The following is a 14876-nucleotide window of genomic DNA, read 5'->3' as shown; positions in this document are numbered from 1 at the left end:
GCTTCCAGGAGCGTTGCTTTCTCCGATACGGTCTTGAACACGCCCGGCCCGGAGGGCGGGCACAGCGGATTTGCAACGGAATGAACGAGACGGAAGGGGGCGACCGGGAACGGCGTCGGTTGGAGGCGTTGGATGGCTATCAGATCCTCGATACGCCGCGTGAGCCGGCGTTCGACGAGATGGCGCGGCTCGCCGCCGATCTGTGTGGCACGCCGATCGGCGCGGTCAATCTGATCGGCGCGGGCCGGCAGTTCTTCAAGGCCGAGGTCGGTCTCGGCGTGCGCGAAACCCCGCTCGAAACCTCGTTCTGCCGGCATGCCATTCTCGAACAGGATTTCCTGCTCGTGCCCGACGCGACCGCGGATCCGCGCTTCAACTGCAATCCGCTGGTGACGGCGGTGCCGGGCTTGCGCTTCTACGCGGGCGCGCTCCTCAAGACGCCCGACGGGCTCCCGATCGGGACATTGTGCGTGCTCGACACCCAGCCGCGTGAACTCAGCGAGTTGCAGCAGCGCGCGCTGAAGGTTCTCGCCAATCAGGTGATGAGCCAGTTCGAGATGCGCCGCGCGATTCGCGAGCGTACCGAACAGGCCGACCGTTATCGCACATTGTTCGACACGATGGACGAAGGCTTTTGCGTGATCGAGTTCGTCGACGGCCCGCATGGCCCGTTGAGCGATTATGTCCACGTAGAAGCCAATGCGGCATATGCGCTCAACGCCGGCATCCCGAACGTGGTCGGCCAGCGGCTGCGCGAGATGGTCGGCGACGAGGCCGATGATTGGGCGAGGCGCTACGGCGAGGTGCTGCGCACCGGCGTGCCGATCCGCTTCGAGCGCGAATTGGAGGCGACCGGACGCTATCTCTCGCTCTCCGCCTTCCGCATCGAACCCGCCAGTCGTAAGCAGGTCGCGGTGCTGTTCCAGGATATCACCGCGCGGCGGGATGCCGAACTGGCACTGATCCGCCTCAACGAAACGCTCGAAGCGCGCGTGGCCGAGGCGCTCGCCGAGCGCCGCCTGCTCGCCGACGTGGTCGAGGCGACACACGCCTTCGTCACGATCGTCGATCTCGAGGGCAATTGGCTCGCCATGAACAGCGCCGCCGCGCGCGAGTTCGAGCGTCTGTTCGGCGTGCTGCCCCATGTCGGCGACAATCTCTTCGGGCTGCTCGCCGATCGACCCGAGCATCAGGCGATGATGCGTGCCTCCTGGGCGCCCGCGCTCGCCGGAGAGGAGTTCGTGACCGTCGCGCAGATTGAGGGCGTGGACGGCGAGGCACGCTCCTACGAACTACGCTTCAACGCGTTGCGCAATGCCGAGGGCGAGCGGATCGGCGCGTTTCAGTTCGCCTATGATGTGACCGAACGCCTGCGCGAGCAGGACCGGTTCCGCGCCACCGAGGAGGCGCTACGCCAGGCGCAGAAGATGGAGGCGGTCGGTCAGCTCACCGGCGGGCTGGCACATGATTTCAACAATCTGCTCGCCGGCATCTCGGGGTCGTTCGAGATGATCGGAACGCGTCTTGCGCAAGGCCGCGCGGGCGATGTCGAGAAATATCTCATCGCCGGCCAGGGCGCGACCCGCCGGGCTTCGGCTTTGACGCACCGGTTGCTCGCTTTTTCGCGGCGGCAGACGCTCAGCCCGCGTTCGATCGTCGTCAATCGGCTGATGCGCGAGTTGGTGGAACTGATCCAGCGCACTGTCGGCCCCGCGATCGAGGTCGAGACGGTCGCCGCCGCCGGGCTTTGGCCGGCGCTGGTCGATGCCAACCAGCTCGAGAACGCCATTCTCAATCTCTGCATCAACGCCCGGGACGCGATGCCCGAGGGGGGCCGGATCACGATCGAAACCGCCAACCGCTGGATCGACCAGCGCACTGCCAAGGCGCACGGACTCGAGCCAGGCCAATATGTCACCGTCTGCGTCAGCGATACCGGCTGCGGCATCGAGAAGGACATTCTCGATCGGGTGTTCGATCCTTTCTTCACCACCAAGCCGCTCGGCGAGGGCACCGGACTCGGCCTGTCGATGGTGTACGGCTTCGCGCGGCAAAGCCACGGCCATGTCCGCATCTATTCCGAGGTCGGTCAGGGCACGATGGTCTGCCTCTACCTGCCCCGCAACCTTGGCGACGAAGAACAATCCGATCCCGAGCCGACCACGTCGCGAGCGCTGCGCGCCGCCGCCGAGAAGACCGTCCTCATCGTCGATGACGAACCGAGCGTGCGGATGCTCGTCGTCGATGCGCTCGAGGAACTCGGCTATGCCTGCGCCGAGGCGGCGACCGGCGCGGAAGGAATAGAGATCCTGCGCGGCGCCGGCCATGTCGATCTGCTCATCACCGACGTCGGCCTGCCCGGCGGCATGAACGGCCGCGAGGTAGCGGAGCGCGCGCGCGAGATGGTGCCCGGTCTGCGCATCCTGTTCATCACCGGCTATGCCGAAAACGCGGTTCTCAATCACGGCCATATCGGGCACGGGATGGAGGTATTGACCAAACCGTTTGCGGTGAACGACCTTGTCGGGCGGGTCGATCGACTGTTGCGCGATGGCTGATCGTATCGGAGTCTGTGCGGAATGAAGGTGATCGTCCTCGGCAGCGGCGTGATCGGCGTCACCTCGGCCTGGTATCTCGCGCGCGCCGGGCATGAGGTGATCGTTGTCGATCGTCAAGCCGGGCCGGCGCTCGAGACGAGCTTCGCCAATGCCGGAGAGATTTCACCCGGCTATGCCTCGCCCTGGGCGGCGCCCGGCATTCCGCGCAAGGCGGTGAAGTGGCTGATGATGCGCCACGCCCCGCTGATCCTGCGCCCGCAACTCGACATGGCGATGCTCCGCTGGCTGGCCGCCATGCTGCGAAATTGCACAGCCGAGCGCTATGCGATCAACAAGGCGCGCATGGTGCGCGTCGCAGAATATAGCCGCGACTGCCTGGGCGCGCTGCGCGCGGAAACCGGCATCACCTATGACGAACGGATGCTTGGCACGCTGCAACTGTTCCGCGAGGCCAAGCAGCTCGACGGCACCGCCAAGGACATCGCGGTTCTGAGCGAAGGCGGAGTGCCGTTCGAACTGCTCGACCGCACCGGCTGCCTCGCTGCCGAACCCGGCCTCGCGAACAGCGATGTGCCGATCGTCGGCGGCTTGCGCCTGCCGCACGACGAGACCGGGGATTGCTTCAAGTTCACCAACCGCCTCGCCGATCTCGCGGCGGCGCACGGCGTGATGTTCCAATATGGTCGCACGATCGCCCGGCTGGAAAGCGAAAGCGGCCGCATCTCCGGCCTCGTCACCGATGCCGGGCGCCTTACGGCGGATGCCTATCTGGTCGCACTCGGCAGCCACTCGCCCGCGCTGATCCGCCCGCTTGGGCTGAAGGTGCCGGTATTCCCGGTGAAGGGCTATTCGATCACCGTGCCGATCACCGATCCGGACCGGGCACCGGTCTCGACCTTGCTCGACGAGAGCTACAAGGTCGCGATCACCCGGCTTGACGATCGTATCCGCGTCGGCGGCATGGCGGAGATTTCCGGCTTCAACAACCACTTGCCCGAAGCACGTCGCGCCACGCTCGAACATTCGGTCGGCGGGCTGTTTCCGAACGCCGGCGACTTGCAGGCCGCGACCTTCTGGTCCGGCCTGCGGCCGATGACCCCGGACAGCACGCCCGTGATCGGCAAGACCGCCCTACCCAACCTGTTCCTCAACACCGGCCATGGTACGCTCGGCTGGACGATGGCATGCGGGTCAGGGCGGATCATCGCCGACATCATCGGCGGGCGCGAACCGGATATCGAAACGGGCGACCTAGCGCTCGATCGCTATTAAAAGGATGGACGACATGCAGGTTGGATTGATCGGACTCGGCGCGATGGGGCGCGGCATGGCGGAGAATCTCGCCAAGGCCGGCCATGACGTGCTGATCTGGAACCGCTCGGGCGACGGCGGCAAGCCGATCGCGGGCGCGCGGATGGTCGATACGCCGGTCGAGGTGTTCCAGTCCGATCTGGTACTGACGATGCTGTCCGACGACGCCGCGATCCGCTCGGTCGTGCTTGATGCTGGGCTGCTGGCGGGCGCGCGGGCTGGAGTGATCCATGCCGTCACCGCCACGATCTCGGTCGCCTTCGCCGAGGAACTGGCGGCGGCGCATGCCGCGGCGGGGATCGGCTATCTCTCCGCCCCCGTGTTCGGGCGGCCCGATGCGGCGGCGGCCGGACAGCTCAGCGTCGTCGTGGCGGGCGATGCGGCGGCGATCGAAACCGCACGCCCGGCGTTCAAGGCGATCTCGCGCAAGATCTGGGTGCTCGGCGAACATCCCCGCCAGGCCAACGCCGCCAAGATCGCGGGCAACATGATGATCACCTTCGCGATCGAGGCGATGGCCGAGGCGCTGGTTCTGACCGGCGACAATGGCGTGACCACCGAGGCATTTTTCGAACTGATGCTCGGCACGCTGTTCGGCGGACGCATCTACGAGACATACAGCGCCTCGATCGCGGCGGGCAAATACGAGCCGGGCTTCCGCATGCAGCTCGGCCTGAAGGATCTGCGGCTCGCCACCGAGGCCGCACAGGCAGCCGGCAAGCGCCTGCCGATGCTGGAGGCGGTCCGCACGCGGATGAGCGAAGCGGTCGATGCCGGCATGGGTGAGAAGGACTGGTCGGCGATCGCCCAACTGCTGCTACGGAAGGACGATTGACCCTCCCCTCGCGCTAGGCCGGCACCCCGCGCCGCGCGGCGATCAGGCTCGCGAACTCGCCGATGATCGGCCGCGCCACCAGCAGCACCAGCACGCCGTAGGTCACGACACCGACGCTGACCAGAATTGCCAGCATCGGCAACGGCGCCATTCCGGCGATCAGATCGGATGTCGCGAGCACCGCCGCGCCCATTCCCGCCGATGCGATCATCGCCGGCATCACCGCGCGCATTAGCGCGGGCGCGGAGGTGCCGATGATCGGCATCGCCAATGCGGCGGTGATCGCCATATGGAGCGGCGCGCCGATCACCCAGCTCCACGCCATCCCCACCGCGCCGTAGCGCACGCCGATCAGGAACCCGAGTGGCATGATGACGGCGCCCGCCGCCGCGCCCCATACTTGCAGGCGCGGATGCCCGAGCGCGGTGGTCGCCGGCGCGAACAGCACCTGCACCGTCAGGAACGGCATCGCGAGCGCGAGCAAGCGGACGATCGGCGTCGCGTCGTCCCATTTCGGCCCGAGCACGACATCGACGAATGGCCCCGCCACCGCCGCCAGCCCCACATAGAAGGGCAGTGCGCCGAACATGATGAGCCGCACCGATTTCTCGAACGCGCGGCCCGTCGTCGCGCGATCGGCCTGAAGCCGGGCGTAAGCCGAAAAGGCGACATCGTTGAGCGGCGGGACGAACTTGCTCGTCACGATCTGCGCGAGGAACAGCGATTCCGCATACAGGCCAAGATGCCACGCATCGAGCGTCCGGCCGCCGATGATGACATCCGCCTGGGTCTGGAACAACCACAGCAGCGAGCTGAGCAGCATCGCGCCACCGAACCGCACGATCACCCCGGCGCCCTTTAGTCGGAAGCTCGGCAGCACGTCGATTCGCGCCGCCACCATCATGCCGATCGCGCGCGACCAGATCACGCACATCGGTGCCGCGACGAGCGTCCACACGCCCCAGCCAGCCAGCGCGCAGCCGAGCGACGTACCCGCACCGATCAGCGCCGAGACGAGGTTGACCTTCGCCTGCACCTTATAGTTCAGTTGGCGGCTGAGCAGCGCGCTCGGCAGCGCCACGAACGGCGTCGCGAGGTACAAAGCCGCCTGCACCACCAGCAGGTTGGCCACCATCGGCGTGTGGAAATACTGCGCGGCGAGCGGTGCCAGCATCACCTGCGCCAGCGCGATGCCGCCGTTGAGCAGCACAAGGATGCCGAACACCTGCCGGATCAGCATCCTGTCGAGATCCGGCGCGCGGATCAGCGACGCGGTGAATTCCTGCCCGTTGAGCAGGCTGAGGAATACCAAAACGCTCTGGGTCATCGCGAACAGCCCGTAATCGCGCGGATCAAGGATGCGGATCACGAAGAAAGTCGCCGCCCACATGATGAGCTGCGCGATCACCTGACTGCCCGAACGCCACGCGATCGCCTGCACGATCTGCGCCGCGAAGCCTTTTTCCACCGGCACCTGGGTCGTCGAATTCATCGGCTGGAATGCTCGCGTAACACCATTCCCGCCATATCCGCGCGAGGGTGGAGGAAGAGTGAAGAAAGCGCGAGAAAGCAGGATTACCGACCGCCGGACCGATCAGGCAGGAAAAAATTGAGCACGATGAAGCTCGCCGCAGCCCCCGCCATCAGCATCGCCATCCAGCCGACCGGCCCGAACACGCCACCCCATCCCAGCCGGGCGAGCGCGAAATCGATCGCTACGCACGCCCACGCGCCGCCGCGCAGCAGGGTTCGTCGTCGCGCCGGAAGGGCCTGACCGAGCCGTGCGCGATGCTGGCGGTCGGTCGCCAAAGCGAACAACAGGAAGCTCGCCAGCGCCACCGCGAAGGTCGCCGCGATCACGCCAGCACCATCGCACGTGCTCGGGTGTGCCGTTTCGCGGGAATATGACGATGCACCGCGCGCGCGGCCCAGCCGAAGCCTAGGCCGAATGCCAGCAGCGTGAGATCGACGCCAGCCAGCGTCCAGTCGCCCGCCGCGATCGTCGCGGGCAACCCCTTGCGCGTCGCGAGCGCGTCATAGACCGGCAACGCTAGCAGCAGCGCGGCGGCGAGACCCAGTTGCTCCACCCACGCGCGGCGCGGCGCGCGCGCGAAAGCGTGAAGGATCAGCACCCCCCAGAACACGAACATCGCGTCGATCTCTGCCTGCGCGCGCCCCGCCATCGCGAGGGGCAGCAGGCGGTTCGCCCACAGGAAGCCGACCATCGCCGCCGGGAAACCCGCGACGAAGCCGATGTTGAGCCGTTCCACCAGCCGGGAACCGAAATGCGGACGTGCCGGATCGGCCAACTTCTCGCGCCGCTTGACCGTCCACAGGACCAGCCCGCTCGCCACCATGACCGAGCCGCCGACACCGCACAGGAAGTACAGCCAGCGAAGCGGCGCATCGGCGAAGCGCCCGGCGTGTAGCCCGATCATCGAGCCCGCCGTCAGCACCGCCGCGCCCGCCGGCGGAGACGCCCATAGCAACCGCCCGCTCACCCCGTCATAGCTCAGCGAAGGCGTGTAGCTGGAAAGCGTTCCGTGGCCGCTCCGCGACAGCGTGACCCGCGCGACCGCATCGCCGGGGGACGCAACCTGGATATATTCGACCGGCGCACCAAACCGTCGCTCGGCGTCCTTGAGCAACGCGGTCAGATCGACCAGCGGCGCGGGTCTGCCCGAGCGCGCGACCGGCGCCGCCTGCGGGAACAGCGCGGTGAACAACGCGCTCGGGTCACGATAATTGGCAACCGCCGCCCACGGCATCAGCATCGTCATCAGCGTGACAAGGCCAGTATAGGTTATCATCAGGTGGAACGGCAAGCCGAGCACCGCCGCCGCATTATGCCCGTCGAGCCAGCTCCGCTGCCCCCGGCCGCCCCGGAAGGTGAAGAAATCGCGGAAGATCTTCTTGTGCGTGACGATGCCCGACAGGATCGCGACCAGCATGAACATCGCACACACGCCGACGATCCAGCGCGACCAGATCACCGGCAGATATTGGAGGTCGAAGTGAAAGCGGTAGAAGAAGTCGCCCCCGCGCGTCTCGCGCGCGACGACGGGCTGGCCGTTGCCGTCGATCGTCGCGAGCGTCTCGCCGCGCGCCTTCCCGGCCCTTTCCGTCGCGCCCGGTACCCAGAACACCGTGCCGCTCGCCGAGCGCTCGGAGGGGACGGTGATGAACCATGTCATCGCATCGGGCGCGCGCCTGGCCAGGAAGGCCTGCTCGCCGCGCAGCACCCGCGCGGGGTCTTCGATGCGCGGCAGTTCGGGCTGCGCCCAGCGGTTGAGCGCCTCGCGCCAATAGGCGGCGGTGCCCGCCACGAACACGACGAACAGCACCCAGCCGACCAGCAGGCCCGACCAGGTGTGGAGCGTCGACTGGCTCTGGCGGAAGCCCTTGCTCATACCCGCCCGCTCGCGAGGACCGACCCCCAGGTGATCGCACCCGCGACCAGCCCGGCGAGGACCACCGTCCAGAACGCCCGCCAGCCGCTACGCGCCGCGAATGCCCACATTGCCGTGATCGCGCACAGCACGAATCCGACCAGCGTCGCCGCGACCGTCGCCTCCGCCGGGCCGCCCGGCAGCAGCCGCGCGAGCGCCATCGCCCACAGGCTCGCCACCGCATAGCCGCCGGGCATCGCGACGACGATGCGCAGCGCCGTGTCGCCACGCCGCCGCCAGCGCGCGCTCCGCGCGGTTACGGTTCGGCTCATGCCGGGCTCCGGCATATGACCATATGCGATCACCACTTATACGAAATCGTGCCTTGGACGGTGCGGCGGTTGCCGTACCAGCACCATTGATAATCGAGATAGCAGGTGGTGACGTACTTCTTGTCGAGAATATTGGCAGCGTTGACGCTGAGCGCCAGCCCCTGCAGCCGATCCGACGCACCGCCCAGATCGTAGCGGAGCAGGCCGTCGAACACGGTGAAGCCGGGCGTGCTCTGCCGCGTCAGCAGCGCTCCGGCCGCGTTGGTGTAGCTGCCGGCATAGATGCTGTCGACATGGCGCACCGCACCGCCAATCGCGAAGCCCTTCAGCCCGCCCTCGCGCGGCGCCCATTCGAGGTTGAAGGTGGTGTTGCCGCGGCCGACGCCGAGAATGCCGTCGCCGATCTTCGACGGGTCCGCATCCGCCGTGTTGCGCACCTTCTGCCGGCTGAACGCGAGGCGCGCGTTGAAGCCGTAGGGCAGCGGCGCGTTGGCCTCGATCTCCACGCCGGTCGAGCGATAGCGGCCGCTCTGCGAGGTGATCTGGGTGACGGGGTTGGTGACGATGACGTTGGTCTGGTCGATGCGGAACCAGGCGGCGGTCAGCAGGATATTCGTGCCGGGCACCAGATATTTCGCACCGGCCTCGAGTTGCTTGCCTTCGCTCGGCTTGGCGGTGACGGTGGCGCCCCCCACGGTGTTGATCGTGCCATTGGGCTCGAACGAGGTCGAATAGCTGACATAGGGCGCCAGCCCGAACGCCGTCTTGTAGAGCGCGCCGGCGCGATAGGTGAATTTCTCCGTATTCTGCACCGCCGCATCCGGTGCGGGGCGGACCGCCGCCCAATCCTGCCGGCCGCTCAGCGTGACGCGCAGCCCGCCAATCGACATCTCGTCCTGCGCGTAAACGCCGACCTGTTTCGAGCGTGGGCGGATGGTGTTGACGCCGAAGTTCGCGGGCACCTGCTCCGGTGATTGCGGCACCGGCATCGTACCATAGGCGGGCGCATAGCCGTTCAGCGGGGTTGCTCCGCCAAAGGCGTAATGATCGCGCGCGGTGCCGGTCTGATAATCGACCCCGAACAGCACGTCATGCTTGATCGCGCCGGTGGTGAAGCGACCGTGGACCTGATTGTCGAACACCCATGAATCGGATCGCTCGCGCGTCGCGTAGGAGGCACGGTTGAACATCACCGAATTCGGGTCACCCGCGAGCGGCCCGGCCGCATAGACAATGCCGAGCCGCGAGGTGGCGTGTTGATAGCGCCCCGACGCGCGGATGCCCCAGTCCGGGTTAAGCTCATGCGTCAGGATATACGTGCCCGCCACCTGATCGCGCTTGAAGTAATTGCCCGGCTCGCCGAAATCGCGATCGGTCGGCAATTGGCCGTTCGGATTGGCGAGCAACGTGCCCGAGGCCGGGAAGACGCCGTAGCTGCCGTTCTGCGGATCGTGCGAATAGGCGCCGAGCAGCGTGAGCTTGGTGGCGTTGTCGAGGTCGATCGTCACCGCGCCCGAGATCGTCTCGCGCTCGCGCCGGCTGAACGTCTGTTGCGTGTGCGCGCCGTTGACGCTGCCGTAGACGCGCCAACGCACCGACGAGCCGGCGCGACCGCCCACATCGCCATCGACCCGGTAGAGATCGTAGGTGCCATAGGTGCCCGCCACCGCGCCGTAGAAATCCTCGTCCAGCGGCAGCTTGCTCGTCAACGCGACGAGGCCGCCGGGTCCGGACTGGCCGTACAGCACCGAGGCCGGCCCTTTGACGATTTCGATCCGATCGAGCCGCGAGACATCCACCTGCGGGCTGAGGTAGGCAGCGCCATCGATCAGCTTCAGCCCGTCGAGGAATTGCGGCGCGTCGAAGCCGCGCAGCTTGAACTGGTCGTACACCTCGGCGCTCGATCCGCGCTGCTCGGTGGTGACGCCTGCGACGAAGCGGAGCGCCTGATTGAGATTGGCGACGCCGAGATCGGCGATGTCGCTCGCGCTGAGCACGCTGATCGACTGCGGCGTCTCGGCGATGGGCGCGGCGTTCTTGGTGCCTGCCGACGATTCGGTGCGCGGTCGTGCGCCGGTGACGACGATCGTGTCGCGATCGTCATCGCCCTCGTTGGCGGAAGTATCAACGGCGGCGTTCGAGCCCTCATCGATGACGGGCGCGGCCCATGCCGGCGTGCAGTAAACGGCGGCGCTCATCAGTAAGCCGGTGAAGAGGTGACGCGTCATTCCATTCCCCAAGTGCATTCCCTGGGTGCGCAATGGCCTATTTGAGATCGATTATCAATATCACTAATAGAAGCATGCGATGATTGGCACGTGGCAGCTAAGCCGCACGCCATTGCAATCGCTTATGACACCGGTTTACCATCACCGAAGTGAGAGGATGGAGACAGGCATGGCAGACGCGCTGGACGAGGATCCGACTGGAGCGGTCGGCCGCCGCGCCGTGCTCGGCGCTGGAGCCGCCGGCGTCGCCCTCGGCCTGCTGCCCCGCGCCGCGCGTGCGGCCACGCCTGCGAAGCGCATCACCGCACCTGCCGGGATTTTCATCGGCGAAGGGCAGACAGACGGCGTCACGACCCCGGTCTGGAGTTTTCGCGGGATTCGCTACGCCACGGCGGAACGTTTTCGCGCGCCGCGCCCCTATGCGACGCCGGGCAGAGAGCGCGGCGCCACCGCCTTCGGCCCGGTCTGCCCGCAAACCGCCGGCGCCTACGGCCCACAATCCGAAGACTGCCTGCACCTCAACGTCTGGAGCGCCAACCCCGCGCCGCGCGCGAAACTGCCGGTGGTGCTCTACATCCACGGCGGCGCCTATACCGCCGGCAGCGTCACCGATCCGCTCAACGACGGCGCCGCGCTCGCCGGGCGCGGCGACGTGGTCGTCGTCACCGTGAACCACCGGCTCAACGCGTTCGGCTATCTCTATCTCGCGCGGCTCGATCCGCGCTTCCCCGACAGCGGCAACGCCGGCCAGCTCGATCTGATCTGCGCGCTGCGCTGGGTGCGCGACAACATCGCCGCCTTCGGTGGCGATCCCGCGCGGATCATGTTGTTCGGCCAGTCGGGCGGCGGTGCCAAGATCGCCACGCTTACCGGCATGCCCGCCGCGACGGGCCTGTTCCACCGCGCCGCGACGATGAGCGGCCAGCAAGTCACGGCGCAAGGGCCACTCCACGCCACGGAACGCACACGCGCGTTCCTCGACGCGGTCGGCGTGAACCCCCACACGCTTCAGCCGTTGCTCGACATGCCTGCCGCGAAGCTGGTCGAAGGGCTGCGCGCGCCCGACCCGATCATCGCCGGGGGCCTCTCGTTCGCGCCCGTGCTCGACATGACATGGCTGACCCGCCACCCATTCTGGCCCGACGCCAACCCGATCGGCCGGTCTATCCCGATGATCCTCGGCAACACCCACGACGAGACGCGCGGCTTTACCGCGCCCGACACGGTCGAATCGCTGACCTGGGAGACGCTGCCCGACCGGCTCGCCCCCGAACTGCGAATCGATGTGCTGCCCGAATGGGTGGTCGGCGAATATCGCAAACAGTTTCCCGATTGGCCGCCAGCCGAGGTGTTCTACGCCGCCAGCACCGCCGGGCGAAGCTGGCGCGGGCAGGTGATCGAGGCCGAGGCGCGCGCCCGCGCCGGCGCGCCGGCCTGGGTCTATCAGGTCGATTTCGCCTCGCGCACCGATCCCCGGCGCGGCGCCTTCCATACGATCGACATCCCGCTCGTGTTCGGCACGCTCGGGGCCGCCGGCTCACAGACCGGCACCGGCCCCGACGCGCGCGCCGCCTCGGCCGCGATGCAGGGCAGTTTCGTGGCTTTCGCCCGCACCGGTGACCCCAACCATGCCGGGCTGCCGCCGTGGCCGCGCTATGATCTCGCCGCGCGCAGCACGATGATCTTCGACGCGACCAGCCGGATCGAGCACGATCCGCGCCGCTGGCAACGCGAACTGTTTGCCCGCATTCCTTACATTCAGCCCGGCACCTGACTAGAAGCGGCCGGGGTCAGGCCGCGCGAAACCGCGCCTGCGTGAGTTTGACAGGGCGGCCAGACACCAGTTCAATCCGCTTCGAAACCCCGCCGTAGCTTACCGTCGCCGGCCCCGCCCGTGTGGCGACGATCGTCGCGGAGGCGAGCGCGCCATCGCGCCAAGCGATGTCCAGCGTATGGCCGCCCCGCGCGCGCAGCCCGCGTACCGATCCGCTCGGCCACGCCTTCGGCAGCGCCGGCAGCAGTCGGATCACTCCACCGTGGCTTTGCAGCAGCATCTCGGTCATGCCTGATGTGCCGCCGAAATTTCCGTCGATCTGGAACGGCGGATGCGCGTCAAACAGATTGGGATAGGTGCGCTCCGGGCCGAGCAGGAAGCGCAGGATTTCGTGCGCATGGTCGCCGTCGCGCAGCCGTGCCCACAGGTTGATCCGCCATGCCGTCGCCCATCCCGTCGCGCGGTCGCCACGGATTTCCAGCGAACGCTTCGCCGCCGCGGCCAGCGCGGGCGTGCTGTCGAGGTCGATCTGATCGCCCGGAAACAGCCCGTAGAGGTGCGAGACGTGGCGGTGGTGGATGTCGTCGGCGCCCATGTCCCAGTCGAACGGCCATTCCTGCAACTGCCCGGCCGAACCGATCTTGAGCGGCAGCAGCTTGGCGCGTGCCGCCGCGATCTCGCCTGAGAGCGCGGCATCCGTACCGAGGATCTTCGCCGCCGCGACCGTCTGATCGAACAGGTCGCGCAGGATCTCCATGTCCATCGTCGGCCCGAAGATCAGCGATGTGCCGTGCCCGTGCGGATTCTCGGGCGACATCGAGGGGTTGGTGACGAGACTGCCGCTCGTCGGATCGACCTGGAGCGTATCGAGGAAGAACAGGCACGCGCCGCGCATCAGCGGATAGACGGAGGCGAGGAAGGCGGTATCGCGGTGGAAGTCGTAATGCTCCCACAGATGCGTGCACAGCCACGCCCCGCCGAGCGGCCACAATCCGAATTGCGCGCCGTCGATCGGCGCGGTCGCGCGCCACAAATCGGTATTGTGATGCGCTACCCAGCCGCGTGCGCCGTACATCTCGCGGGCGGTGCGCCCGCCCGTCACCGACAGGTCACGCACCAGCCGTACCAACGGCTCGACGCATTCGGGGAGGTTGGTCGTCTCCGCCGGCCAATAATTCATCTCGGTGTTGATGTTGATCGTGTACTTGCTGCCCCAGGGCGGATTGTTCGATTCGTTCCACAGCCCTTGCAGATTGGCGGCCTGCCCGCCCGGCCGCGACGAGGCGATCAGCAGGTAGCGGCCGTAATGATAATAGAGCGCGGCCAGTCCTGGATCGTCGTGCGTCACCGCCGCCGCGATGCGCTCGTCGGTCGGCAGCGCACGGCCTGGGCTGGCGCCGAGATCGATCGCGACGCGGCGGAACAGGCGGCGGTGGTCGGCGGTGGCATCGGCGGCAATGCGCGCGAAGCCGCGGGGGCCGGCGGCGGCGATCTGCCCACGGGTGATCGCATCCGGGTCTCCGCCGACATCGTCGAACCGGCGATAACTGGTCGCCATCGCGATCAGCACCGTCACCGAATCGGCACGGGATATGCTCAGCTCAGCGCCGTCGTGCGTGACAGTGCCGCCCTGCGCCAGCACGCGCACACGCGCGGCGAAACGCAATGCGGCGGGTATGCCCTCATCGGATTCGTTGCGGCCGGTCATGACGATCGTGTCGCCGTCCTCGATCACGACCGACGAATCCTTCATCCCCGTGGTGAGCGCGAGCCGCAGCGCGACCTTGCCCGGCCTGTCGGCGGAGATACGCACCGCGATCACCTGATCGACCGCCGACGCCACCACGGTCCGCGTGAAACGCACGCCATCATGCGTGAAGCGGGTCTCGGCCTCGGCCGCGTCGAGATCGAGCGCGCGGCGATACTCGCTCGCCCGCGCATCGGCGACGCCGGGCATGGTCATCGCCAGATCGCCAACCGATTTGTATTTGGTCTGCTTGAGCGGCGTCGCCATCACATGTGCGTTGGCGTAGGCATCGGCTTCGGCATAACGCCCCGCGAAGATCAGCCGGCGCACTTCGGGCAGGCTGGCGCGCGCCTGCGGATTGACCGGATCGTATGGGCCGCCGCCCCACAACGTGCTTTCGTTGAGTTGGAGCCGTTCCGCGCCGATCCCGCCGAACACCATCGCGCCGATCCGCCCGTTGCCGACCGGCAGCGCCTCGGTCCACACGGCGGCCGGCCGCGTGTACCACAGCAGCGTTTCGCCTACCGCCTTCGCTGGCGCGGCGGCGACCGGCGTCGGCAATCCAGCGGCGACCGCGCCCGCACCTCCCGACGCCAGCGCGAGCGCGACCGCCTCGCGGCGTGTGACCGCTCCTGATTCGTCGATCATCATCCCGCTCCATCGTTCGTTTGGTGTCGTTTGCCTTGGTGAAAACGCGTTTGC

General features: G+C 67.4%; 10 protein-coding genes. 4 read left to right on the top strand and 6 right to left on the bottom strand.

The features are described 5' to 3' along the window. Nucleotides 1-80 precede the first annotated feature (80 nt). The 3 genes from PX554_RS14415 to PX554_RS14405 are packed head-to-tail and all read left to right on the top strand — an operon-like array spanning nt 81 to nt 4704. Entirely contained in the window at nt 81-2558 is a 2478-nt protein-coding gene (locus PX554_RS14415; RefSeq protein WP_275502846.1) for an ATP-binding protein, read from the top strand. Nucleotides 2559-2579: 21 nt separating this feature from the next. Then, nucleotides 2580-3830, top strand: a complete 1251-nt coding sequence (locus tag PX554_RS14410; RefSeq protein WP_275502844.1) for a D-amino acid dehydrogenase — start codon at nt 2580-2582, stop codon at nt 3828-3830. 13 nt (nt 3831-3843) lie between these two features. Further along, nucleotides 3844-4704, top strand: a complete 861-nt coding sequence (locus PX554_RS14405; protein ID WP_275502841.1) for an NAD(P)-dependent oxidoreductase — start codon at nt 3844-3846, stop codon at nt 4702-4704. A gap of 13 nt (nt 4705-4717) precedes the next feature. On the opposite strand, the gene PX554_RS14400 is transcribed toward PX554_RS14405, so the two are convergent. From PX554_RS14400 to PX554_RS14380, 5 genes are all read right to left on the bottom strand, one after another. Then, nucleotides 4718-6196: a lipopolysaccharide biosynthesis protein gene (locus tag PX554_RS14400; protein WP_275502839.1), complete on the bottom strand. Its 1479-nt coding sequence runs from the start codon at nt 6194-6196 to the stop codon at nt 4718-4720. A gap of 83 nt (nt 6197-6279) precedes the next feature. Continuing rightward, the gene (locus PX554_RS14395) at nt 6280-6564 is read right to left on the bottom strand and encodes a DUF3325 domain-containing protein (protein WP_275502838.1); all 285 of its coding nucleotides are present in this window, start codon (nt 6562-6564) and stop codon (nt 6280-6282) included. Beyond that, on the bottom strand, nt 6561-8114 hold the full coding sequence (locus PX554_RS14390) for a PepSY-associated TM helix domain-containing protein (protein WP_275502837.1): 1554 nt from the start codon (nt 8112-8114) through the stop codon (nt 6561-6563). Before PX554_RS14390 ends, PX554_RS14395 begins: the two co-directional genes overlap by 4 nt. Beyond that, a complete protein-coding gene (locus tag PX554_RS14385) occupies nt 8111-8425 on the bottom strand; it encodes a hypothetical protein (protein ID WP_275502834.1) in 315 nt (104 codons plus the stop codon). Before PX554_RS14385 ends, PX554_RS14390 begins: the two co-directional genes overlap by 4 nt. A 29-nt stretch (nt 8426-8454) precedes the next feature. Then, on the bottom strand, nt 8455-10653 hold the full coding sequence (locus PX554_RS14380) for a TonB-dependent siderophore receptor (protein WP_093224202.1): 2199 nt from the start codon (nt 10651-10653) through the stop codon (nt 8455-8457). 169 nt (nt 10654-10822) lie between these two features. On the opposite strand from PX554_RS14380, the gene PX554_RS14375 reads away from it, so the two are divergent. Next, nucleotides 10823-12427, top strand: a complete 1605-nt coding sequence (locus PX554_RS14375) for a carboxylesterase/lipase family protein (RefSeq protein WP_275502830.1) — start codon at nt 10823-10825, stop codon at nt 12425-12427. Nucleotides 12428-12443: 16 nt separating this feature from the next. Here the strand turns inward: PX554_RS14375 and PX554_RS14370 are convergent, their stop codons facing one another. Then, nucleotides 12444-14822, bottom strand: a complete 2379-nt coding sequence (locus PX554_RS14370) for a glycoside hydrolase family 95 protein (protein ID WP_275502828.1) — start codon at nt 14820-14822, stop codon at nt 12444-12446. Nucleotides 14823-14876: the final 54 nt, after the last annotated feature.

The organism is Sphingomonas pollutisoli, from assembly GCF_029167165.1.
Taxonomy (GTDB): domain Bacteria; phylum Pseudomonadota; class Alphaproteobacteria; order Sphingomonadales; family Sphingomonadaceae; genus Sphingomonas; species Sphingomonas pollutisoli.
Note: the sequence above shows the minus strand (reverse complement) of the source record. Positions and strands in the feature narration are given on the sequence as shown.